This is a genomic window from Izhakiella capsodis (assembly GCF_900115045.1).
Taxonomy (GTDB): Bacteria; Pseudomonadota; Gammaproteobacteria; order Enterobacterales; family Enterobacteriaceae; genus Izhakiella; species Izhakiella capsodis.
Map to the genome: position 1 here is coordinate 46988 of NZ_FOVC01000013.1, position 24699 is coordinate 71686.

Genomic DNA, 24699 nt, shown 5'->3' on the forward strand with positions numbered 1-24699 from the left:
GATGGGTATATTCTGTCCGCTGCTATATAAGAGGATTTTATAATGGAAATTAATCAAAATAGTTATTCTGTGAGTCGCTATAATCAGCACGCTTATTCTGATAAGCCAATCGTATCAACCAATCACCCACAGGCTGACTCCCCCAATGAAAAAAAAGTGAGCATGTTCAAAGAAATTTTGAGTGAAACTCTTCACCCTCAAAAAGGGAGCATCATTGAGGGGCGCAGAATCATCTTTAGTAAATACGGCTATGATACCAGCGCGGATGATCATAAAAAAAATAAATTCAGTTCTGCACTTTCAACAATTAAGGCGGCAGCGAATAAGGCGAGTGCATCGACAGATCTTGCTGAAACGTTTATCAATCAGCGGGCGCTGGTGGATACTACCAAAACGTCTTTAGAGAAAATCAGTACCCATAAAGATTACACCGTAAGTAAAACTAATTGTAAGTATTTACAATACAAAGCCATGATAGCTAAAGCTTCAAAAGAAGATAGTGAAAACAATCCAAGCTATAAAGATTTTTGGGATAAAGAAGTCAATGCGGTAGATAGTATGAAGAAAAACTATCTTGATGTATATGCTAAATTGATGGAGCAATACACCGAGATGTATCAGGATTATAATCAGAATATTCAGCAAGCGGAGGGGGGATGTGTCACTGGTGGTAAAGATGGTAATACCGTGCATTTCAAAGATAATTTATCTGAAGCTTATAAGACATTCGAAAATAAATGGTTAACAAATTCTGTTTACAAAATTGATCTGAAGGCAGATGATGCACAGGAAATGGCTGATTCGTTGAAACCAGCCTTTAATGTTGATGATAATGGTAATGTCACGATTAATCTAACTCAATTTGAGGCTATGGTAAAAAATAATCCATTGCCCGCTGGTGTTGACAAAAAAGGTGAGGCCGATATTTCCACGACCAGCTATCAGGCGTGGCTTGCAACGTTTAACGCGAATGGAACGGCTCTGCAAAGCAATATGGAGGCTTTTTCTCAACGTTATAGCGAAGCGAATAGTACCTTTGATAACGAAAGTAAATTGATCAGCTCATCGATCTCTGCAATGGGAGACATTGCAAAACAATTTTTCGATTCTTTATAAGTTTACTATAACGTCACTTTGCCAGTAACTGATGTAACGTTCAAATTTTTATTCCAGCGTCTGGTTGAAAAGAAATTCTAGAGACTCTTTTTTAGGATATGCTGAGCTTAACGATCAGCAAGTATCAGGAAACGAAAAGAGTTATCGATAATTATATATCCTTAAAATGGATATTATGTTTCATCTTTCAATCAATGTTGAATTTATAAAATATTAAGGATAGAGTATGTCTCTTTCATCACCCATACTAACTCGTCAATCTTCACTTGTATCTAATGAACCCTTACAAGGGATTAATGGCAGATTTGAGAAAGAGGCTTGCGAATCATCTTCTTTAGGTAATGTACAAAGCATTACGAACAGCGCCCGGGAGATGTTTAAAAAGGATCCTACAAATGTTATTCGTGCCAAAAAAGTGCTTGTGCAGGCTTTGTTATTCGATCGACCTATAAAAAATGAAAGCATAGACGTTGAAAATCTAAGTCGTGATGATGCAGCTTTTTATCAAATCCTGTGTGCTTTAACTAAAGCTTTCAACAGTGACGAAAGTGGATATGTACAAGAGCGTGAAATCTTAGAGAAAGTTTTCTTAACTTTCAGGGCGCTTGTTAAGAATAGGGGGAAAACAAAGCCAAAAGAAGAGTTTAAAATGCAGAATAGCATTGCCGAAGGGGTATCAGAGCTACTTTCCACATTTGGAGAAGATTGTTTAGGCGAGCTGTACAAATATTTTTATGGTGAATGTACTGAAGCCTGGAAAGATTACCACAGTGAACGGAATATTAATGTTGATGGTAAGGAGACGTTTAAAGATGAACAGATATGCACCGAGCGCGCTGCCTCAACCAATCTGCAAACATTAGTTAAACCTAAATCCTCTGCCTGCTGGACAAGTATAGCCCAGACTATGAGGTTTTTTATGGACGCGACCCAGGCTACCGCTCAAACAATCCGCTTCCATAAGGCAGATCAACCCGACATAACGCCCCCGGTTTCTGACAATGGCGGGGATAATGAAAACATCACGCCAACGCCTGCTGGCAATGTTGGTAGAGATCAGGATAAACCGCATCTGTATTCTGACACGACGAGAAATACTCAGAGTATACCCAATGGCGATAGAGACATAGTTATAAACAATACAGCACATGGCGGCTCATCCAGCTCCACAAATGAGTGTGTGCACAAAGATCATAATGTTCCTCGCGAAAAGAGTACGGATAACGTCTTTACATTCGCTGTAGCAGCCGTCGGCTCAACAAAGATGACTCCGAATGAACTGATAATTTTTACATCTTTAATTCTTGAACATGTTGAGAAGGTTGAAGGTGTGAAAGACACCGCTCGCGATATTATCGATGTCCGCGCGCAGCCGCGTGAGTCAACATATGCGAGAGAATTCACCGGCCTGAGCGCCCCCAAATCCGGAGAGGACAATGCGTTCTCCGATGCTACCGCTATCGGTGAGAAAGCCAGCGCTGACTCTGTGCAGTCGCGTGCGTCAGCGCACGCTGAATTATCTCCGATAAACATCCCTTCAACGGCAGACATAACTGACGACCATAGTCGATTAGAAAACAACCACGTAGGGGCTAATGTACCGGGCAGCAAAAGCAGAGACACGACAGTGCAGTCTGAACTCGCGTTGAGGCAGGGAATGGATCTGGGGAATTCTGAAGCCGATTTGTCGGAAGCAGGTCTAATTAAACAACGCCCTGAAGCATATAACATGTCTTCCGAGATGCAGGCTGAAGAAATAAATGGCATTTCCACTAGAGAAAAACTGGCACAATGGATTGAAACAAATGGAAATTGGAGTGGAAACTGTGGTGACTATGCCGCGAATATAATTATTAATGTATATCCGGTCAACCTGATCGTAAATAACCTTGATGCGGCGGGGAACGTATTAAATAAGATAGTGATTAATGCTGAGAGCGGCCAGGCTAAACGGGTAGTAGAACTTAACCTGCAAAATGATCATTACTCTCCGGTCATTGACGGAAGAGAATTACAGGTCGCGCGTGACGGAAACTGTTTTTTCCGCAGTATTTATCGTGCATACCACGGCAAAGATCCTTCTGATAAGGATATACAGGATTTACGCCATGAAGTAGGCAACTATGTACGTAACCACTCTGAGATTGATAATTTTATTCCTATCGATGATCAGACCGCAGATGACAGGGCCGTTGGCATGATCACCTCTGTTTTCGGGGAGAATAGCGCGCTCTCCGCGACTATGGGTGCCAGTGAGAAAATCGGTGCCGAACCTGCGCAGGGGCATAAGGCTGAGAATGCTGAATTATCCCAGGCAGACTCCCCTACCATCGCGGCCATGATTGATGACAACAGCCGATTAAAAAATAACCTTCGAGTGGCAGGTGTATCGGAGAGCGAGAGAACAGAGGATCCGTCAGGGCCAGAAAAACATCATTTTGTAAGTGATTTGCAAGAGGCGGTGTATGATTTTATTAAGGATCCTGATATGGCCCGGAAGAAATGGGGTATACCCAGGCGTTCATTTCATGATGTTGCAGTGCAAGTGAACGACGATCCGGCTCAGCCGCGTGACTCTGAGAATATCGAATCATTGCAGGGTGTTTCCTCCTTCACCAAGGCCATACGCGATGGTCGCAGTCGGTTGATAAAAAACCGCCACGGGGCAGGCGCACCGGAAAGCGAGAGAAAAGAGGCTCTGCCAGAATCAGCACAATCTGATTTAGGGCAGGATCCTGATATAGCGCGCGAGAAATTGGATATGCTCGATAGTTCCTATCATGAAAATGTCGTGCGAGTGAACGACGATCCACTCGAGTCGCGTGAATCGGTGGATATTCACGGGAGCACCCCCCTGAATCAGTCAGCAGGCAGAGAGGGTTCTGCCATAACGGACCAATTGTCGCTGTCCAACGTTATCTCGTTAAGAGCGAAAGAAATAAAACCATACAGGACCAGTTCCATGTGGGAACGCAGAGTGCCGAACCCTAAATTAGGGCGTTCAAGTTCATTGATCTCTGAGCTAAATAATTATTCCACAGCAAAGAAACCTACTATTATAAATAAATTTAGATCATCGAAATAGATCATAGACTCACTTGATAAAGTTGTACCAATATATATAGCTCTCAATACAAATAATGAAATTTAAGGTGTTGAAAAACATGTTCAGGCTATCAATAAGGAAATTAATGGTAATTTTATTAAGGATATAAACTTAAATACTTTGCAATCAAAGATAAAGAAGAGCTACGTTATTTCCTAAGTTCACAAAATGATAGTCTTGTTCGTGAGCAGGCTTTAGTAAATAGTAGGAATAAAGGATGGGGCTGGGGAGAGTGGCAGCCAGTTAAGCAACAGCAAAACGTATAGATCCGAAGTCGTTAAAGATATAACTGAAAGTAGTCTTGGGAGTTTTAAGCTATGAGTGAGTTAGAGATGAATAATGATGCTGAGTCGCTGGTCGTTAATTTGATTTATCAAGTTAACGGCGCGCTGCCAAAGGACATTCGACAACAGGATAGCTTAATCAAGGATCTGGCAATGGACTCTGTAGAAATTATTGATTTTTTGATGCGGCTAGAGGAAATAGGAGTAACTATTTCTGAATCCGATATCAGTAGTAACCTTACTGTCGGAGATGTTATTCTTTATGTGAATGATAAAATTAACAACAAGGATTAACAGAAAATATGTAATTATCGAAAATTCATTATAGATATCATCTTCTTATAATGATTTTCCAAGTTATTACCGTGTCAGCTAATGCTTAGGTTGCAGCTCAGGCGGATATTTACTCCAGGAACGATGGCCGCCTGAGAAATTTTTAATTCCAGAATCATACGTAAGAGAGCTGACCAGATATATTTAAAGCAAATCGTTTTTTTGTATTATTTATCATTCACTGACTTTATCATCGTTGTGGCTTAGCTCTTTCATTGAAAGTTTTTACGGTATTTTTTTAAAATAAATTTTGAATGTATGGTCATAAGAATTAAGAAAATAGACGTGTTAAATGTTAATGTGTAAATTTCAATAGGAATGATTTATCTACACGTTCATTCAGAGTGAGTGGTTGATATATTTTGATTGTAGCTCGTAGTCCTTATTTTAAGCGAGTGCTACTGGTTAATTATATTCATAGGCTTTAATTTTAACTGCGCAGTACATAATGAAAAACTAAATAATATATTGAGGTGATACATGGCAGATATAAGGGCTGTAACAAGAAATTACATTGATAATAAAATTAACGATAATAAAAACTCCAGTAAAAATGAATGTACTAATAGATTGGCTAAAAGCATTGGATTGGATGATCTCCCTGAGATTAATCTTCATAGCAATAGTTGCGCCCCATTAATCTTCAAACCTGAATCAGAGAAGGTTGATATTAATAACTTAAAAATTAAACTGGCAAACTCTTCAGGCTTAGCCAATAAAACTGATTGCCCGACTGAGTATAGTGATTTATACATATTATTGCTGATTAATAAAGTGGCAACCAATTCAGCTGTTTCTGACATTATCAATAATAGAGAGGCAAGCAATGCTGAATATATATCAATGTCTCGTGATACCAATAGTGGAACGCCAGCTGATAACATAATCTCGAAGGTGTTACATTACTTAAAAGAAATGGCTCCAGTTCTTAAAGATATTATTCCTTTGTTAAGTTTGGGATTGGGTGCGCCAGGCTCTATCCTACTATTAGCGGATGCAATTGATAAAATACAACAGATGATAACGGGCGTTTCATTAGAGGATAAGTTAGAGTGTGATGTGATAAAACCTCTCCTTAATGATATGACTAAATATATCAGCGAAGCTATGGTTGATTTAGGCGTTAGTCAGCCAACAGCACAAGTAGTATCAGAAAATTTAGCTAAAATCATTTGTGCTGCTATATCTATCGCTACATTACAATTATCGGGTAATTTGATTGACGATCAAGTTTATGAGGAGGTTTATGAAGTCATAAAGCAAAACTTCATGCCTGACAGTGAAATTTTAGGATCAATTAGTGATGATGTATTTAAAGAAATCAATACATTATTACCAGCTAGTGTTAGTAACCAACTCCAACCCTTTGAACAAGATGTTGAGGCGGCTTTTTCTCAATTTAGCGGCAACGTAATTAATATGGTGTTTAGTTTTGCCAGCCAGCAGGGCATGGGAACTGACGCTATTGAAAAACTTCTTGCAGCTGTTAAAAATAGCCTACGCTCGCAACTCGGTGATCTTCTGCATCAGCTTTTCACTACCGCTAAAGATGATGTTCTTCAGCTTGATAAAAAATACATGACTGAATTACTGTCAAACTTAGGTAAAGAAATCAGCGATTTACTTAAGGATGTTTTGCCAACGAAATTATGGATCCAGCTGCAACCTTTCGAGGAATGCTTTGCCGAGTTTAGTACTGACTTTGTCGGCGTAATGACGGGCTTCAGCGGCGATCTGATGAATATTATCGCCGACTCTGTGCAGGCCGGACATCTGGATACCCATGCGATGCGCAATGCCCTCACTGCAATGGAGGAAGATGTACAGAGCTCACTTGACAGACTGATGAACGCAGTGGTTGCAACTGCCGGAGACGTAGCTAAGGCAGCTGAGCAAAAATACCTTGCGGAGTTGCTCTCCTGCGCGGGCAATAAGATTACCGCTCTCCTTCAGAAAGAACTTCCGCAGGCGCTTCAGCCGTTACTGAGACAAATGGAGAATAACTTTTCCGCTTTTGACAGTGACGTTATCGGCGTACTGACGGGCTTCAGCGGCAATCTCATAAATATTATCGCCAACTCTGTGCGTGCCGGACATCTGGATACCCATGCACTGGGCAATGCCTTCATTGAACTGCAGGAAGATGTGCAGGGCTCGCTTGACAGACTGATGAACGCGGTGGTTGCAACTGCCGGAGACGATGCTAAGGCAGCTGAGCAAAAATACCTTGCGGAGTTGCTCTCCTGCGCGGGCAATAAGATTACCGCTCTTCTTCAGGAAGAGCTTCCGCAGGCGCTTCAGCCGTTACTGAGACAAGTGGAGGATGACTTTTCCGCCTTTGACAGTGACTTCGTCGGCGTGCTGACAGGTTTCAGCGGCGATCTGATGAATATCATCGCCAACTCTGTGCGTGCCGGACATCTGGATACCCATGCACTGAGCAATGCCTTCATTGAACTGCAGGAAGATGTGCAGGGCTCGCTTGACAGACTGATGAACGCGGTGGTTGCAACTGCCGGAGACGATGCTAAGGCAGCTGAGCAAAAATACCTTGCGGAGTTGCTCTCCTGCGCGGGCAATAAGATTACCGCTCTCCTTCAGAAAGAACTTCCACAGGCGCTTCAGCCGTTACTGAGACAGATGGAGAATAACTTTTCCGCCTTTGACAGTGACGTTATCGGAGAGCTGACGGGCTTCAGCGACAATCTGGTGAATATTATCGCCGACTCTGTGCGTGCCGGACATCTGGATACCCATGCACTGAGCAATGCCTTCTTTGAGCTGCAGGAAGATCTGCAGGGATCGCTTGAAAGACTGATGAACGCGGTGGTTGCAACTACCGGGCACGAAGCGCTGGCATCTGAGCAAAAATACATTGCGGAATTGCTCTCCTATGCGGGCAATAAAATTACCGCAGTTCTTCAGGAAGAGCTTCCGCAGGCGCTTCAACCGATACTGAAACAGGTGGAGGATAACTTTTCCGTCTTTGACAGTGATTTTGTCGGCGTGCTGACGGGCTTCAGCGGCCAGCTAATGAATATTATCGCCAGCGCTGTTTGTACCGGACATCTGGATACCCATACACTGAGCAATGCTTTTACTGCGCTGAAAGCGAATGTGCAGGGCGCGGTTAACAAACTACTGGAATCCATAAAAGCAGATCTCGCACCATACGGTATTGATGTTTACTCAACGCCCAGTGAGGGGCCTGCAGATGAATCCAGTTATGTCGAAAATATCACATCTGAAATAAATCAAAGTATCAGTGAAGTCAGTAAAATTATTCACGACAGCGTTCTTAAAAATGTCCTGTCCAGCTTGCAAGAAGAGAAACCAGGTAAAATCAGAACGGCTTTTGGGTTAATGGCTTGAATATCAGGTGGTGAGATATGAAGTATGTGCACTGATCGAAAATCACCATCTTACATGAATAAATAAAAATGCTTTATTTTTTAGGAAAGGGCTGCTTCAGCCCTTTGAAAAGATATTCAACCAGAAGTATGTTTACGCGATGTTTTAAAAAACACAGTTTTTTAAATTACCGGGGGTTCAGGCATCGAAAATGTTGTCGCTGTCCCTCTCTCTTGATCTTCATATCACAGATATCTGATTAGCAAGGGCAGTAGCCGGTGCGTAGTTATCAGACGAAGTTGTAAAGTCGTGGCATTCTAAAAAGCAGGTCATCCAGATGAAACGGTCTGGATAATGTTGGCGCGAAAAAATTTTTCGGCACGCTGAAAGCAGAATGCTTTTCCCTTATCCGCTATAAAAATGTCAGAAAGTTAAAACAGGCAGTTACAGCGTACCTACATTGCGACAATGGCGAGCAGATGCGTTTAAAACTAAAAGGGCTGAATCCGGTAAAAGACCGAACATCGCCCCATTTAGCCGCTTAGCCTCGTTGTCCAACCTGTGGGGGCAGCTGACATAAGCGTGGATTTTGTATATCTGGCCATCCGCGATACAGGCCAGATCTGCGCGATTATTGCAGTAGCGAAATATCGGCAACCTGCAAGAAAAGTTCACGTAGTTTAGCCAGCAGGGTAAGACGATTGAGCCTGACGGCTGCATCCTCAGCGTTAACCATGACACTATCAAAAAAGTTATCTACAGCTTCCCTGAGCTGGGCCAGCTCGTTGAGTGCTTCCTGATAGCGCCCCTCGGCAAATAACGGTTCAAGCTTGCTGCTCAACACGGCGACGTAGGTTGCGAGTTTTATCTCCGCATTCTCTTTAAGCAGCGAAGCCTGAACCTCTCCATTGAGAGGTTCCGTCGCTTTAGCCAGGATGTTCGAAACGCGCTTATTCGCCGCGGCCAGCGCCTGAGCTGTATCAAGCGTGCGGAAATGCGACACCGCTTTCATCCGCGCGTCAAAGTCCGCCGGGCGAGTTGGCCGCCGGGCCAGAACCGCCTGGATCGTATCTACGCGATGACCCTCTTCCTGATACCAGCTGCGGAAGCGGCCCAGCATGAAGTCAATAACCTCATCTACCACGTTTTTATTGGTCAGCTTATCGCCATACAGGCGCACCGCCTCCTGGGTCAGCGTTTGCAAATCCAACGGCAGATTTTTTTCAACGATAATACGCAGTACGCCGAGCGCGGCGCGACGCAATCCGAAGGGATCTTTATCGCCTTTAGGATGTTGACCAATGCCGAAGATCCCGGCCAGCGTATCCATTTTATCAGCCACTGCAAGGGCGCACGCTATCGGGTTTGAGGGAAGATCGTCGCCAGCAAAACGGGGTTGGTACTGCTCGTTTAGTGCAACGGCAACGTCTTCTGCTTCACCATCATGGCGGGCGTAGTGCATCCCCATGACGCCCTGAGTATCGGTGAATTCAAACACCATATTGGTCATCAGGTCACACTTGGAGAGCAGCCCGGCGCGCGTGGCATGGTTAACGTCTGCGCCAATCTGGGCAGCAACCCAACCGGCCAGAGCCTGGATACGATTAGTTTTGTCACGCAGCGTGCCAAGCTGCTTTTGGAACAGCACCGTTTCTAGCCGTGGCAGGTTGTCTTCCAGGCGTTTTTTTCTATCGGTATTAAAAAAGAACTCAGCATCGGCCAAGCGTGGGCGGACCACTTTTTCATTACCGCTGATAATTTGCTGTGGATCTTTAGACGCGATGTTAGCGACGAAGATAAAATGTGGCCGCAGTTTGCCATGCGGGTCATAAACCGGGAAATATTTCTGGTCGCCTTTCATGGTATAAACCAGCGCTTCAGCGGGGACCGCCAGAAACTTTTCTTCAAACTCAGCCGTCAGCACGACCGGCCATTCCACCAGTGCGGTGACCTCTTCCAGCAGGCTGTCGCTTAAATCAGCAATTCCGCCTATTCGGCGGGCGGCGGCTTCGGCGTCAGCTTTAATCTGTGCTTTTCTGGTGTCAAAGTCAGCGATGACCTTGCCGCGTTGTTGCAGCTGTTGCGGATAGTCTCCGGCATGCTCAAGTGTAAACGCGTGTTCGCCCATGAAGCGATGACCGCGAATGACGCGATCTGAAGCAACTCCCAGAATAGTGGCCGGGATCAGCTCATCGTCCAGCAGTAGGGTCACCGTATGAACCGGACGGACAAATTGAACGTCGCTATCGCCCCAGCGCATAAGCTTGGGGATCGGCAGTGTAGTCAGCGCCGTGCTCACCATTTCCGGCAGCAATTTCTGTGCTGACTCGCCTTTAACCGCTGCGCGATAAACCAGCCACTCGCCTTTGTCAGAGCGAACCCGCTCAGCCTGATCAACGCGAATGCCGCAGCCGCGCGCCCAGCCTTCGGCTGCTTTGGTCGGATTACCCTCAGCATCAAATGCGGCACTGATGGCCGGGCCCCGTTTTTCTACTTCACGATCCGGTTGTGCGGCGCTCATGGCGTCCACTTTAAGCGCCAGACGACGTGGCGTGGCGAACCATTTCACTTCACCATGTGCCAGGCCGGCGTTGTCCAGTTCGGCGGTAAAATTATCGGCAAATGACTCAGCGAGGTTACGTAAAGCTTTGGGCGGTAGCTCTTCGGTGCCGATTTCTACGAGGAAAGTTTTTTCAGTCATGGCTGCCTCTCACTTGTTATTGCACATCGGGAAGCCCAGCGCCTCGCGGGAGGCGTAGTAGGCTTCAGCCACGGCTTTAGTCAGGGTACGAATACGCAAAATATAGCGCTGACGTTCGGTAACGGAGATGGCTTTACGTGCATCAAGCAGGTTAAAACTGTGCGCCGCTTTCAAAATGCGTTCATAGGCCGGTAGCGGAAGCGGTTTCTCCAGCGCCAGCAGCAGCTGCGCCTCTTTCTCATACTGTTCGAAGCAGGTGAAGAGAAAATCGACGTCGGCGTATTCGAAGTTATAGGTTGATTGTTCAACCTCATTCTGATGATAGATGTCACCGTAAGTCGTTTTACCTAACGGACCATCGCTCCAAACCAGATCGTATACGCTGTCAACGCCCTGGATGTACATCGCCAGGCGCTCAAGACCGTACGTTATCTCCCCGGTGACGGGTTTGCACTCCAAGCCGCCAACCTGCTGAAAGTAGGTGAACTGTGTCACTTCCATGCCATTCAACCAGATCTCCCAGCCGAGGCCCCAGGCGCCCAGCGTCGGGTTTTCCCAGTTATCCTCAACGAAGCGAATATCATGGATGGTTGGATCTATTCCCAGCGCTTGCAGCGAACCGAGATACAGCTCCTGAATATTGTCCGGTGACGGCTTAATAATGACCTGGAACTGATAATAGTGCTGTAACCGGTTAGGGTTTTCGCCATAGCGTCCGTCTGTAGGACGGCGTGAGGGCTGTACGTAGGCGGCGGCGATCGGCTCGGGGCCGAGCGCACGCAGACAGGTCATTGGATGAGAGGTTCCTGCGCCGACTTCCATATCCAGCGGCTGGACGATGGTACAGCCCTGGCGCGCCCAGTAATCCTGCAAGGTCAGGATCAGGCCCTGAAAGGTCTTAGTATCAAACTTTTGCATCTTGAATTCGCACGCGACACGGTTGGATTAAAAAAAAGTGAGCGCCAGTATACCCAATGGCCGGGATGTTTACCAAAGGGGATGCCAGTGAGGCCGATAATGTCTGAAAACCTTTCCGCGCAATGGTAGCTATAACGACGTTAAACCCGATACTTATGAAGAGCGCTTGCTGTCCATGCGATGTTTGCGCTGCGTGGTTCAGTACAGATAGCGTCAAAAATCAGCTGATTACTCCCTCGTACGTGCAGCTCGCGCTTCCGTTCGGTATCGGTAAAGGCGTTGTCCAGAATAGCGTTTTACCCGACATGAATGCTCTGCATCGATTGATCGTCGCGCGGGACTGAATATTACTAACCCGTTTTTGGGTTTGAGAGACGGTTGTTCTACCGGGCTTCAGGCGATGTCGGCTGGTCAAAAACGGACCTGTCCGCCGCCGTAATAAACCCGTTTAATCGTGCAGCACTAGCATAATATCCCCGCCGGGCCAGGCGGGGATCCGACGCGATCAGAAATTATAGGTTAATCCCACGGTGTAACGGCGGCCATCCAGGATGGTGTTATAGGTTTGATAATCAATGCGTTTATCAAACAGGTTATAAACGCCTGCCGAAAGCAGTGTATTTTTAGTGGCATAATAACGTAAACCCACATCGATCAGAGTGTATGCAGGTGTTCCCGCCGACATTGAGGTACGGCTCAAATATTCAGAGGTTTTGCTACGGAAGTTCAGGCGGCTCCAGATGCCAAGATCCTGCGTAGTTTGCCAATCAAGGGTGGTATTAAACATATGCTTAGGCATTTTGTTTAGCGGCTTACCGGAATACTGACCGCTCTTACGCTCGGTCTCGGTGAATGTATAATTGGCGGTCAGATTGAGATCCTGGCTAACCTTCCAGCCAAAAGTGGACTCTATGCCGCGCATATTTGCTTTATCCACGTTGACCCGATCGCTGACGAAGTCATAGGTATAGGTGCCGATGGTGCAGGCGGGATCAGCACCGTTATCGCAGAGGCGCATCTCGGTGATCATGTTTTTGAAGTCGGTATTAAATATCGTCATACCGGCGTTCAGGTTATCGTTATTATCCCACAGCAACGCGATTTCCTCGCTCAGGCTCTTTTCCGGCTTGAGATCAGGATTACCGATGATAATACCATCCCTGCGGCCGCCGCCACTGGCCTGCCCCCAACCGGCAGAAGACTGGCGTAGATCCGGAGCGCGATAACCAGCAGAAATACCGCTTTTTAATGTCCACTGCTCGGCAAGATGCCAGACGGCGTAACCGCGCGGCGTCCAGTTAATACCGTAATTTTCGTCATTGTCCATTCGCAAGCCACCGGTTAGTGCAACACTATCCGTTATGGCCCATTCATCTTCGGCAAACAGCGCCCAGCTCCAGCGGGTCAGTTTACTCAGGCCATCAGCCGCCTGAAGCTGATTTCCCTTGTCACTCAATTTTTCATAGCGATACTGACCACCGACAGTGAGCGTGTGATCACCAAGAAATATCTGGTTCTGATTATTAAACGTTGTGTTGTATGCGCGCATTCGGCGACCGGGATTATTGGATTCTTCATGCTGAATGTAGCTGGTTGTGTTAACGGTGTCGTAATAGCCGTTATGCGTCAAAGCGTACGTTGTATGCTCATAGCGGCTTTCACTTTTGCTCTTTGGTGTACAACGTTTTCCCCGGCAAACTTCGGTGGCAGCTGATTTGCCGGGGGTACTGTCGCGATCCTGCAATTCACGGCTGAAATCAAGGTCAAAATCATTTTTATCATCCGGCGTCAGGTTCAACGTGATCGCGCCGCTGCGCATTCTTTGTTCATTATAACCATTGAGGATGTTATCCTCTGCACGGTGTGAAAACAGCCCGGAAACTTTTGCGCCGAGTAGCCCATCAATGATCGCTCCTGAGGCGTAAGCATCGGTTTGGTAAAGATCGCCTGAGTGGCGGTTTTCTTGCAGTGTGGCATCACCATGAATGGAACCTGACCAGCTTTGGGTATTCGAGACCTTTTTGGTAATGATATTAATGACACCCCCCATGGCATCGGAGCCATAAAGTGACGACATCGGGCCACGGATGACTTCAATACGTTCAATCGACTCAAGGGGCGGTAGCCATCCTTGTTCAATTCCGGAATTATCGCTATTTGGTCGTGTCGTACGGGTATTGATACGTTTGCCGTCTACCAGGAATAGCGTGTACTGCGATGACATGCCGCGGATACTAATATCGCTGGTGCTGGCTCCGCCGGTGACGACGACGCCGGGAACATCCTTAAGCGCATCCGTCACGTCTCTGTAGGCCTTATCTTCAATCTGCTGCCTGGTTATTACCGATATAGACGCTGGGGCGTCCTGAATTTTCTGCTTAAATCCGGTAGCCGTGACCACCATCGTGCTTTGCTCTGCGGCAAAGAGTGATGGGCAGGTTGCGGCGGTGCACGCAAGTGCGGTAAGCATTTTAAGGCGGGACATAGTCCAATCACTCCATTTGAAAGGCCATTGCGCTCATCAAAAACCCCTATAAACCGAGAGGCGAAAGGCTTAAAGATGAGTAAGAGTGAGTGATTGTACAAATTAATGTAATTATGTAAATAATTATCATTATCGTTATTTTTATCGGTATTCTCTTTATCTCCCGCTCATCGTGCGTATAAACAACGATTTGCCAGGGGGTTACAAAAAGCAGGTATGCATGAAAGGGATAGCGTGGTGAACAGTGAAGTAAACCATAAATTTACGGCTAATATTGTTTGCCGATGGTGAGAGTGGCATCAACGCTAATTTCCATCGTGAAAACCGCCGGGCAATGGTTGGCGAGCGACGCTCCGGTGACCTATACCTTTATTAATCCCTGCTGATAAAAGGAAGAGTGCATGTCCGCCGTAAAGCTGTTATGGGTAATCGGTATGCAAAACGGGGTCTTTGCTGAGCCGTTGTTTGATCCCTCAGGACGTCTTGCCCGCATCAATCAGCTTATTGATGCGGCAGATCACGTGGTGTTTGTTCAGCATACCGATGGCTGGATGACGGAAAACAGCGAGGCCTGAAAACTGCTGGATGCGCTACATCAACCGCCGGACGCGCACTATATCACTAAAACCGCCTGTGACGCCTTCTTCGCCACCCGCCTGGCAACAATGTTGCAGGTTGACGCGGCGGTTGCTTGATGCGATTGCTTGATGCGATCGGCTGGGCGTTCATTTTGCCGCAGATCCACCCCACTCTCGGCCTGTTATTCGCCAAGGCTGGCGTTGGCGCGGCAATCTCTCATCTGGTAGAAACCGGGCTGGCGATTGATAACCGGCTGGTAGCGGTATTAGTATTCGTTTTAGGCATGGCATTACTGACAATGGTGATGGGCAATGCTTTTGCGGCGTTTCCGATTATTGCCGCAGGGGTGGGTATTCCCATTCTGGTACAGCATCTGGACGCGAATCCTGCACTGATGGCGGCAATCGGTATGTTTTCTGGTTACTGTGGGACGTTGCTGACGCCGATGGCAGCGAATTTTAACCTTGTTCCTGCGGCGTTGCTGGAGCTGCCTGATCGTAATGGTGTGATTAAGGCGCAGGCGCCGACGGGTGTAATGTTATTAATAGTAAACGCTTTTTTGCTCTATTTTCTCGCCTTTATCTAATATCGCAGAGCGGATCATACTGCCCTGAGAAATGTCTTGCCGTTGGATAATGTGTGTCAATAGTGATTAACAGTGACACCCTGCTAAAAACAGATCTTGCTGTCGCGGCAGCGAATGTTTATGGTGCGTGGAGTTTTTAGCCTTACTATGATTTTTGACGGGGTTAAGCAATAATCAGTATTTACTGTTAAAGTGCGCATTATTATTCGGCGTAATGATGAGTTTTATTGGTCGGGATTTCTCTGATGTTTAAACTTTAGGGAGTATTCTCACGAGCGGGCGCTTTCTCTGATTTTCCTGGGGAAGTATCATATGCCAGTTGATATTTGTCGCTCCGCCGCTTGACGGCCCGCACAAAAAATTAAACATTTAATCAATGTTCGCTTAGGAAAATTGAACTAATGTCTGAGTTTCTGCCCTTTTCCCGCCCGGCAATGGGCGAGGAAGAACTTGATGCGGTCAAAGAGGTGTTGTCATCGGGCTGGATTACCACTGGCCCGAAAAATCAACAGCTTGAGCAGGCTTTCTGCCAGCTGACCGGCAATCGGCACGCTATTACAGTCAGTTCTGCAACCGGGGGGATGCATGTCGCGTTGATGGCATTGGGTATCGGCCCCGGAGATGAAGTTATCACCCCTGCACTGACCTGGGTTTCTACGCTGAATATGATTTGCCTGCTGGGCGCAACACCGGTCATGATTGACGTTGACCGCGACACGCTGATGGTAACGCCAGAGCAGGTTGAAGCCGCCATAACGCCGCGTACCCGTGCTATCATTCCTGTCCACTATGCTGGCGCGCCGGCCGATATTGACGCGCTGCACGCGCTGGGTAAACGCCACGCTATTCCGGTTATTGATGATGCGGCCCATGCGGCCGGCACCTATTATAAAGGCCGTCATGTTGGCGCCAGCGGTACCGCTATTTTCTCCTTCCATGCAATTAAGAATATGACCTGCGCGGAAGGCGGGCTGGTGGTCACCGACGACGAAGCGTTGGCAACCAAAATACGCAGCCTGAAATTTCACGGCCTCGGCGTTGATGCCTTCGACCGTAATCAGCACGGCCGTGCGCCCCAGGCTGAGGTTATTGCACCAGGCTTTAAATATAATCTGGCCGATATTAATGCGGCGATTGCGCTGGTACAGTTGAAAAAGCTGCCTGAGCTGAATGCCCGCCGCGAAGCGATTGCTCAGCGCTATTTGCGCGAACTGGCCGATACCCCCTTTTTACCTCTGGCGCAGCCTGAATGGCCGCATCAGCACGCCTGGCATCTGTTTATCATCCGCGTTGATGAAGCACGCTGCGGCTTTAGCCGCGATGCGCTGATGCAGGCACTTAAGGAGCGCAATATTGGCACCGGGCTGCATTTCCGCGCCGCCCATACGCAAAAATATTATCGCGAGCGTTTCCCGGAAGTCGTACTGCCAAACAGCAGCTGGAACAGCGAGCGTATTTGTTCGATTCCGTTATTCCCCACCATGACCGATGACGACGTTACCCGCGTCATAGAGGCTCTGCACGAGCTGGCAGGAAAAAAACATGATCAATAATGAACCCATTAAAAAGGTTTCGGTTGTTATACCCGTATTCAATGAGCAGGAGAGCCTGCCGGAGCTGATTCGCCGCACGCGTGCCGCCTGCGATTTGCTCACCATGCCCTATGAAGTGATACTGGTTGATGATGGTAGCAGCGATGATTCCGCGTTGCTGATGGAAGCGGCAGCCAGCGAACCGAACAGCCCGGTAGTGGCTATTCTGCTAAATCGTAATTATGGCCAGCACTCCGCTATTATGGCTGGTTTCAGCCACGTTAGCGGTGATCTCATCGTCACGCTGGATGCCGATTTGCAGAATCCACCGGAGGAGATCCCACGTCTGGTCGAAAAAGCCGCTGAAGGTTACGACGTGGTTGGCACAGTACGTCAGAATCGCCAGGATACCTGGTTTCGCCGCCGTGCATCGCGAGTGATTAACAGCCTTATCCAGAAAGCGACCGGCAAATCGATGGGTGACTATGGCTGCATGCTGCGCGCCTATCGTCGCCCGATTATCGACGCCATGCTGCACTGCCATGAGCGCAGTACCTTCATTCCGATTCTGGCTAACACCTTTGCCCGTCGTACCGTTGAAATTCCGGTGCTGCACGCTGAGCGTGAATTTGGTGATTCTAAATACAGTCTGCTGAAGCTGATCAATTTGATGTACGACCTGATCACCTGCCTGACGACGACGCCGCTGCGTCTGCTCAGCATTTTTGGCAGCATTACCGCGCTGGCTGGTTTTGCGCTTGCCGTTATGCTGCTGCTGCTGCGGCTGTTTTTTGGTGCCGAATGGGCGGGGCGCGGGGTTTTCACTCTGTTTGCCCTGTTGTTCATGTTCATTGGTGCGCAGTTTGTCGGGATGGGCCTGCTCGGTGAGTATATCGGCCGTATTTATAACGATGTGCGCGCGCGCCCGCGTTACTTTATTCAGCGTGTTGTCAGCAGTGCGCCTGTAACACCTTCTTCACAGGAAAAAAATTCATGAAAGCTGTTGTTTTTGCCTATCACGACATGGGCTGTGTAGGCGTTGAAGCCCTGATTAAGGCGGGTTTTACCATTGAGGCGATTTTTACCCATGCTGATAAGGCTGGCGAGAATCACTTTTTTGCCTCGGTCGCGCGTACCGCTGCCGCTCATGGCATTCCGGTTTTTGCACCGGAAGAGGTGAACCATCCGCTGTGGGTAGATCGTATTCGTGCGATGAATCCGGATATGATTTTTTCTTTCTATTACCGTGACTTATTGAGCGAACAGCTGCTGGCCTGCGCCAGCAAAGGCAGTTTTAATCTGCACGGTTCGCTGCTGCCAAAATATCGCGGGCGTGCGCCGCTAAACTGGGCGCTGGTGAAGGGTGAAACTGAGACTGGCGTAACGCTGCACCGCATGGTAGCGCAGGCAGATGCCGGTAATATTATCGCCCAGCGTTCGCTGGCGATTGCTGATGATGACACCGCGCTGACTCTGCACCATAAACTGTGCGATGCGGCCAAACAGCTACTGGCAGAGATGCTGCCATCACTGCTTAACGGCAGCTTCAGTGAGCAGCCACAGGATCTGAGTAAAGGCAGCTGCTTTGGTCGCCGTACGCCGGATGATGGTCGTATCGACTGGTCATGGTCCGCCCGCAAGATCCGTAATCTGGTGCGTGCGGTCAGCGAACCCTGGCCTGGTGCGTTCAGCTATGTTGGCACGCAAAAATTTATTATCTGGCAGGCAAAAGTCCGTAAAGATCAGCCGGCAGCCCGCCCTGGCACCGTTTTATCAGCAAACCCGCTGATCGTTGCTTGCGGTGAAGATGCATTGGAAATCGTTACCGGACAGGGCGAGAACGGTATCTATATGCAGGGTGCTCAGCTGGCTCAGACAATGGGACTGGTGAGTAAAGCGCTGTTAAACAGCAAGCCCTGGAGTGCGGTTAAGCGCCGTACAAGGGTGCTGATCCTTGGCGTGAATGGTTTTATCGGTAACCATCTGACCGAACGTTTGTTGCAGGATGATAACTTCGAAATTTTCGGCCTGGACATTGGCTCTGATGCCATCAGCCGCTTTATTGATAACCCGCATTTTCATTTTGTTGAAGGGGATATCAGTATCCATTCTGAATGGATTGAATACCATATTAAGAAGTGCGACGTGGTACTGCCGCTGGTGGCAATTGCCACGCCAATTGAATATACCCGTAACCCGCTGCGGGTGTTCGAGCTGGACTTCGAAGAAAACCTGAAGATCATTCGCGACTGCGTGAAGTACAAAAAGCGTATTATCTTCCCGTCAACCTCGGAAGTTTACGGTATGAGCACCGATTCAGTGTTTGATGAAGACAACTCAAACCTGATTGTCGGGCCGATTAACAAACAGCGCTGGATCTATTCCGTTTCCAAGCAGCTGCTTGATCGGGTTATCTGGGCTTATGGCGACAAAGAAGGTCTGCGTTTTACCCTGTTCCGTCCGTTTAACTGGATGGGGCCGCGCCTCGACAATCTCGACGCGGCGCGCATCGGCAGCTCACGTGCTATTACCCAGCTGATCCTTAACCTGGTAGAAGGCTCGCCGATTAAGCTTATTGATGGTGGTAAGCAGAAACGCTGCTTTACCGATATCAAAGACGGCATTGAAGCGCTGTTCCGCATTATTGAAAACAAAGATGACAACTGCGACGGTCAGATCATCAACATTGGTAATCCGACCAATGAAGCCAGCATCCGTGAGCTGGCAGAAATGCTGCTGGAAAGCTTTGAGAAGCATCCGCTACGCCAGCAGTTCCCGCCGTTCGCTGGCTTTCGTGAAGTGGAAAGCAGCAGCTATTACGGTAAAGGTTATCAGGACGTTGAGCATCGCAAGCCAAGTATCACTAATGCAAAACGCCTGCTGGGCTGGACGCCGAATATCGAAATGGAAAAAACCATTGACGAGACGCTGGACTTCTTCCTGAAAACGGTGGATCTCGCTGAGATCGACAAATGATCAAGGTGGGTTTACGCATAGACGTGGACACCTGGCGCGGAACCCGTGATGGCGTGCCGCGCCTTCTTGAAATACTTAGTGCGCACCGGGTTCAGGCCAGCTTCTTTTTTACTGTTGGCCCGGACAATATGGGCCGCCATCTCTGGCGGCTGGTTAAGCCTAAATTTCTTTGGAAGATGTTGCGCTCCCGTGCCGCCTCGCTTTACGGCTGGGATATTTTGCTGGCGGGTACCGCCTGGCCGGGACGGCGCATTGGGCGTGGTCATCAGCAGATTATTCGCGACACGGCAGCCGGACACGAAGTCGGATTACATGCCTGGGATCATTTTGCCTGGCAGACCTGGGGCGGTGTCTGGCCTGCTGACAAGCTGGATCAACAGATCCGGCTGGCTTACGATGAACTCAATCAGATCTGCGGTCAGCCTATGCGCTGCTCGGCAGTCGCAGGCTGGCGTGCCGATCAGCGCGTAGTGGAGGCCAAAGAAGCGTTTCATTTTTCCTATAACAGTGACTGCCGTGGTAAGGAGCCCTTTTTGCCTCTACTGGAAAGTGGTCACACCGGAACGGTGCAGATCCCGGTAACCTTACCAACCTGGGATGAGGCCGTCGGTACGCTCACCAGTCGGGAAAATTACAACGCGTTTATTCTGCAACAAATGCTTCAGGATGAAGGTACGCCGGTCTATACCATTCATGCTGAAGTGGAAGGTATTGTCCTGCATCAACAGTTTGAGCAACTACTGGAAATGGCGCAGAAGGCGGGTATTCAATTTTGCCCGCTGAGTGAACTGCTGCCAGAGGATATTTCACTGCTACCCAAAGGCAAAATCGTGCGCGGCAGTCTGACCGGGCGTGAAGGATGGCTGGGTTGCCAACAGGTTATGGGTCATTAACTATGTCGACAAAACAAAAAGGCTGGCTGTTACTGCTATTTTTTGCGCTTTATTATCTGGTCCCTCTTGAATTTCGCCAACTCTGGCAGCCGGATGAAACCCGTTACGCCGAGATCAGCCGTGAAATGCTGGCCAGTGGCAACTGGATTGTGCCTCATTTCCTTGACTTGCGTTATTTTGAAAAGCCGATCGCAGGTTACTGGATCAATAACATAAGCCAGCTGATATTCGGCCATAATAACTTTGCTGTACGCTTTGGTTCTGTGTTTTCGATTAGCCTTAGCGCAGTGGGGGTTTACTGGCTGGCAGTGCGCATCTGGCAAAACCGGCGCACTGGATTGATGGCCGCTGTAATCTATCTTACCACCCTGCTGGTCTACGGCATCGGTAGCTATGCAACGCTTGACCCCATGGTTACCCTGTGGTTGACCGCCGCCATGTGTTTTTTCTGGCTGGCGGTGACTACGCCAAGCGGCCGCGTGCGCTTCTCTGCCTGGCTACTGATGGGCCTTGCCTGTGGTATGGGTTTTATGAGCAAAGGCTTTCTGGCGCTGGCGGTGCCCGTGATAAGCGTGTTGCCCTGGGTGATTGTTCAGAAACGCTGGAAAACGGTGCTAACCTGGGGCTGGCTGGCTATTTTCAGCGCACTGGCTATTAGCCTGCCTTGGGTTATCGCCATAGCGCGGCGTGAGCCGGACTACTGGCATTACTTTTTCTGGGTTCAGCATATTCAACGTTTCGCTGAATCAGATGCCCAGCACAAAGCTCCATTCTGGTATTACATACCGCTGTTGTTAATCGGTTCACTGCCTTGGCTGGCCTTGCTACCTGGCGCGCTGAAACTCGGCTGGAAAGGACGTGAAGGCAACAGTGCGCCTTTCTATCTGCTGGGCTGGATGGTGATGCCATTCCTGTTTTTCAGCATCGCAAAAGGCAAGCTGCCGACCTATATTCTGCCGTGCTTTGCTCCGCTGGCCATTCTGATGGCGCATTACGCCTGTTCAGCGCTGAGTAAAGGGATTAATGTCTTTAAAGCTAACGGCGCCATTAACCTTATTTTTGGCCTCATCTGCATCGTTGCTCTGGTGGTTTTCATGGCGCCCTGGGGCGTTTTAAAACACCCGTTATACGCTCACTATGAAATTCCGCAGGTGTTGATAGGGGCGCTGGCATTTGGCGTCTGGGCGCTGATGGGCTGGCTAAGCCTGCTTAATCCCAGCCGTCGCTGGCACTGGGCTGCAGCCTGTCCACTTGGTGTTGCTCTGCTGTATAACTTTGCTCTACCGCAGCAGATCAGTAGCAAACAGCCGCAGCCGTTTATCACCGCTATCCACAACCGGCTGGAAAGTAGCCGCTACGTGCTGACCGATTCCGTCGGGGTTGGTGCTGCGCTTGGCTGGGAGCTGAAACGCGCTGATATAAAAATGTACGGTGAAAAAGGCGAACTGGCTTATGGGTTGGCTTATCCTGACGCACGTGGCGACTTTATCAGTGATTCCGATTTTCCCGCCTGGCTGACAGCCGCACGTATGCAGGGCAATGTTTCGCTGGTGCTTCAGCTCAATCGTGAGCAGGACGTAAATAACCTCAGGCTCCCTCATGCCGACTTCACCTGGCGGCAGGGACGTTTAGTGCTGTTTTACTACCAGAAGCAGCCATGAGTTATCTGCTATTGGTGCTGGCAAGCCTGCTTAGCTGCGGCGGCCAGCTGTGCCAGAAGCAGGCAGCACACCAAACAAGACGGGTTGATATTATGCGCTGGCTGATGCTGGCGCTGTTTTTATTGGGCTGTGCGATGCTGGTCTGGTTGCAGGTATTGCAGCGTCTGCCGGTGGGTGTTGCCTACCCGATGCTCAGCCTTAACTTCATCCTGGTCACGCTGGCCGCCAGGTTGATCTGGCGGGAAGAAATTGATCGACGTCATCAGTTGGGTATTGTGCTGATTGTTATCGGTATTGTCCTGATGGGAGTCAGTACATGATGGGCTATATTTGGGCCGCCGTCAGCGTGCTGCTGGTCAGCGCGGCGCAGTTGATAATGAAATGGGCAATGGTTCAGCTGCCGCCGCTCACATCGCCGCTGCTTTGGATGCATACGGTCCCGCTGACCGGCTTGCCTGTACTGGGACTGCTTGGTGGCTTGCTGGCATACGCCGCATCGATGCTGTGCTGGTTTGTTGCGCTACGCTATATGCCGCTCAGCCGCGCCTATCCGTTGCTCAGTCTGAGTTACATCCTCGTCTGGTTAGTGGCACTTTGCCTGCCAGGCTTTCACGATAGTTTCAGCTGGTTGCAGCTGCTGGGCATGGCGGCGATCGTGGTCGGGCTGCTGCTGATTTGCTCACGGCGGCGGGCAGTCTGAGTGCAGATTGTTTGACGATTCGCGGACATTAAACTGAGCAACCAGTGCGGTTGAGGGGCTGTTTTTCAGTATTAGTTTCATGATCATATTGTGTTTTCTCAATGCTATTCCTGGGTTGTCTTGTGCATTTTCGCTCAGCGGCGGGCGTGTAAGTTGGACCTGTGACGCTGATGTTTTGACGGACTGAGCGGAACCACATTTCTTATTCTTGAACACTTCTGGTTCTGGGTGCGCGTTCGGTCCTGATCGGGGCTGAGAAAAGCATTGACGCATTCAGTCGTTGGGACTGCTCGCGGGCTGAGCGAAGAGGTTACTGGCGTGCTGTTATCGCCATCGCGGCCAAAAAATGCAAGGCTGTGCCGGGCATCGTTGCATTATAGTGATAATTTCAGGCTTTATCAGCCAGCTAAAAGACAAAGCTGTATAACCATCTGACCTGCAACAGGTTGATGATAAAGGGTTAGACCCCGCGTGGTATATCTGATTATTGTACAGGATACAGGTATCCGCTTAACGAACAGGAGCCTCACGCGTGTCTTTTCAGGGTCGAATCGATAACAATTCATAATGGCCGTTTATAGTAACGCAGTTTCACCCCTTAATATTACTGACGAGCAGGCAGAAACCATACAAGCGGCGTTGGCATGCGGGGAAGCCCTTATAGTACGTTATTTTCCGCTTCCCTGATGGAGCCCAGATAGACCGTCTGACCCGTCTGAGTAACAGCGACTGGATGGCGCTGAAAAAGCAGATCGAGCAACACGAGCTGCGGATTGCCAGCCTGGAGGTGTCCACCTCATGGCAAGCCGTGTCAGATAGAGACCCTTCGCGGGTTGCCCCGATCACCCGTGCAGTCATCACCGCCATCAATACCATGCTTATCGATCTGACGGCCGCAATGTCGCATAAGGACTGGCTAAGCCATCACCAACGGCAAAAACAAGGTATCAGACGCGCACATACGCTGGGGAACTTTCGGGGCAAACAGGCAGATCAGAAACGGCAGCAGAAGGTTATGTATTACCGGTAGGTAAAAAACTCAGCATCGGCAAATCCGCAGACGCCACAGGTTACAGTCTATTCAAAAAATGCCGTATTCAGGCACTCAACAGAAATAAAGTTGTTTACTGACAGAAAATTTTTTTGATGATGGTAAACAGGGGTTTTAACAGCCAGTTATGGATCAAGAAAGGGATTATATGCCACCTGTTAACCCACTCCCCCCCACCTCATCAACCAAATTATCCCGGGTATACCAGGATAGTTCGAACCCGGAAGACCCGGATATCTGGTTTGACACCATCGACCAGGTTGAAATGGAAGAGACCTGGTTTGACGCATGCGAAGAGCATCAGGCTGAGCCGTCATCTTCTGCCGGAGAAACGGCGGATTTGCGGGTTCCGTTCACGGAAGACTGCCGCCGGGGTATTCAGCAGCTTGTCCGTACTCTTGGGGAATACGGGGAGAATAAAATGCTT

The 24699-nt window shown here is 48.7% G+C and carries 17 protein-coding genes and 3 pseudogenes; 17 read left to right on the forward strand and 3 right to left on the reverse strand.

Annotated elements, in window-relative coordinates:
• Nucleotides 1-42 precede the first annotated feature (42 nt).
• From BM191_RS14860 to BM191_RS17595, 5 genes are all read left to right on the forward strand, one after another.
• A complete protein-coding gene (locus BM191_RS14860) occupies nucleotides 43-1116 on the forward strand; it encodes an IpaD/SipD/SspD family type III secretion system needle tip protein (protein ID WP_092879540.1) in 1074 nt (357 codons plus the stop codon).
• A gap of 226 nt (nucleotides 1117-1342) precedes the next feature.
• Nucleotides 1343-4201: an OTU domain-containing protein gene (locus BM191_RS14865; protein WP_092879543.1), complete on the forward strand. Its 2859-nt coding sequence runs from the start codon at nucleotides 1343-1345 to the stop codon at nucleotides 4199-4201.
• Nucleotides 4202-4539: 338 nt separating this feature from the next.
• Nucleotides 4540-4800, forward strand: coding sequence for an acyl carrier protein (locus BM191_RS14870; RefSeq protein ID WP_092879545.1), 261 nt, complete (start codon nucleotides 4540-4542; stop codon nucleotides 4798-4800).
• A gap of 519 nt (nucleotides 4801-5319) precedes the next feature.
• Nucleotides 5320-8211, forward strand: coding sequence for a hypothetical protein (locus BM191_RS14875; RefSeq protein ID WP_092879547.1), 2892 nt, complete (start codon nucleotides 5320-5322; stop codon nucleotides 8209-8211).
• A 362-nt stretch (nucleotides 8212-8573) separates the two neighbouring features.
• Nucleotides 8574-8735, forward strand: a complete 162-nt coding sequence (locus tag BM191_RS17595; RefSeq protein ID WP_407927885.1) for an IS3 family transposase — start codon at nucleotides 8574-8576, stop codon at nucleotides 8733-8735.
• 86 nt (nucleotides 8736-8821) lie between these two features.
• On the opposite strand, the gene glyS is transcribed toward BM191_RS17595, so the two are convergent.
• From glyS to BM191_RS14895, 3 genes are all read right to left on the reverse strand, one after another.
• Nucleotides 8822-10891 (reverse strand): glycine--tRNA ligase subunit beta, encoded by a 2070-nt coding sequence (gene glyS, locus BM191_RS14885; protein WP_092879550.1) that lies wholly within the window; start codon nucleotides 10889-10891, stop codon nucleotides 8822-8824.
• A 9-nt stretch (nucleotides 10892-10900) separates the two neighbouring features.
• Nucleotides 10901-11809, reverse strand: coding sequence for a glycine--tRNA ligase subunit alpha (gene glyQ / locus BM191_RS14890; protein ID WP_092879553.1), 909 nt, complete (start codon nucleotides 11807-11809; stop codon nucleotides 10901-10903).
• A 505-nt stretch (nucleotides 11810-12314) separates the two neighbouring features.
• Nucleotides 12315-14294 (reverse strand): ligand-gated channel protein, encoded by a 1980-nt coding sequence (locus tag BM191_RS14895; protein WP_092879556.1) that lies wholly within the window; start codon nucleotides 14292-14294, stop codon nucleotides 12315-12317.
• Nucleotides 14295-14695: 401 nt separating this feature from the next.
• Here BM191_RS14895 and BM191_RS16860 point away from each other — a divergent pair, with 401 nt between their 5' ends.
• From BM191_RS16860 to BM191_RS14950, 12 genes and pseudogenes are all read left to right on the forward strand, one after another.
• A complete protein-coding gene (locus tag BM191_RS16860) occupies nucleotides 14696-14869 on the forward strand; it encodes a cysteine hydrolase family protein (RefSeq protein ID WP_177203357.1) in 174 nt (57 codons plus the stop codon).
• A 122-nt stretch (nucleotides 14870-14991) separates the two neighbouring features.
• A pseudogene (locus BM191_RS14900) lies at nucleotides 14992-15459 on the forward strand (5-oxoproline transporter, DUF979 family subunit); the annotation flags it as partial.
• A gap of 401 nt (nucleotides 15460-15860) precedes the next feature.
• Nucleotides 15861-17012 carry a UDP-4-amino-4-deoxy-L-arabinose aminotransferase gene (arnB, locus tag BM191_RS14905; protein WP_092879559.1) on the forward strand — a complete coding sequence of 384 codons (1152 nt, stop codon included), beginning with the start codon at nucleotides 15861-15863 and terminating at the stop codon, nucleotides 17010-17012.
• Entirely contained in the window at nucleotides 17002-17988 is a 987-nt protein-coding gene (gene arnC, locus BM191_RS14910; protein WP_092879562.1) for an undecaprenyl-phosphate 4-deoxy-4-formamido-L-arabinose transferase, read from the forward strand. Before arnB ends, arnC begins: the two co-directional genes overlap by 11 nt.
• Nucleotides 17985-19967, forward strand: a complete 1983-nt coding sequence (gene arnA / locus BM191_RS14915; protein WP_092879565.1) for a bifunctional UDP-4-amino-4-deoxy-L-arabinose formyltransferase/UDP-glucuronic acid oxidase ArnA — start codon at nucleotides 17985-17987, stop codon at nucleotides 19965-19967. The genes arnC and arnA overlap by 4 nt, the downstream gene beginning before the upstream one ends.
• Nucleotides 19964-20860, forward strand: coding sequence for a 4-deoxy-4-formamido-L-arabinose-phosphoundecaprenol deformylase (arnD, locus tag BM191_RS14920; protein ID WP_092879568.1), 897 nt, complete (start codon nucleotides 19964-19966; stop codon nucleotides 20858-20860). Before arnA ends, arnD begins: the two co-directional genes overlap by 4 nt.
• A gap of 2 nt (nucleotides 20861-20862) precedes the next feature.
• Complete coding sequence (gene arnT / locus BM191_RS14925) at nucleotides 20863-22521, forward strand: lipid IV(A) 4-amino-4-deoxy-L-arabinosyltransferase (RefSeq protein WP_092879571.1); 1659 nt, start codon at nucleotides 20863-20865, stop codon at nucleotides 22519-22521.
• Nucleotides 22518-22841, forward strand: a complete 324-nt coding sequence (gene arnE, locus BM191_RS14930; protein ID WP_092879574.1) for a 4-amino-4-deoxy-L-arabinose-phosphoundecaprenol flippase subunit ArnE — start codon at nucleotides 22518-22520, stop codon at nucleotides 22839-22841. The genes arnT and arnE overlap by 4 nt, the downstream gene beginning before the upstream one ends.
• Entirely contained in the window at nucleotides 22838-23221 is a 384-nt protein-coding gene (gene arnF / locus BM191_RS14935; protein ID WP_092879577.1) for a 4-amino-4-deoxy-L-arabinose-phosphoundecaprenol flippase subunit ArnF, read from the forward strand. The genes arnE and arnF overlap by 4 nt, the downstream gene beginning before the upstream one ends.
• 212 nt (nucleotides 23222-23433) lie before the next feature.
• Nucleotides 23434-23656, forward strand: a pseudogene (locus BM191_RS14940) (hypothetical protein); the annotation flags it as partial.
• Nucleotides 23657-23915: 259 nt separating this feature from the next.
• Nucleotides 23916-24352: pseudogene (locus BM191_RS14945) on the forward strand (recombinase family protein); the annotation flags it as partial.
• 68 nt (nucleotides 24353-24420) lie between these two features.
• Nucleotides 24421-24699, forward strand: a 279-nt coding sequence (locus BM191_RS14950; RefSeq protein WP_407927884.1) for a hypothetical protein, incomplete at its 3' end; no start/stop codon positions are given.